General features: G+C 44.0%; 1 protein-coding gene. It reads right to left on the reverse strand.

Features of this window, described 5'->3' with window-relative positions:
* A partial coding sequence (locus ACZ3HH_RS30665; RefSeq protein WP_465810433.1) for a hypothetical protein occupies positions 1-257 on the reverse strand: 257 nt, incomplete at both ends.

The following is a 257-nucleotide window of genomic DNA, read 5'->3' on the forward strand; positions in this document are numbered from 1 at the left end:
GCATCCAGCGATTTTTAAATTTACTCGTTGATGTAGCTGTACTGCGCTGTTGAAGACGGATAATCTGCTGATTGGTACTTTGATTACTGGCATTAGCCATGCCAGAACGACTATATAAATAAATCGGCGCATCAGTCTGTGGCAGGAGTAAAAGCTTGGCCTCACGATCAATCAGATCGGTCAAACTCTGGCCAGTTTTGTTCCAGCGAACAAAATGCACGTATCCTTGTTCTGTCGCCTGATACAAAGCACTCAAT

This window comes from Pseudomonas sp. PME37.24/025, from assembly GCF_055556615.1.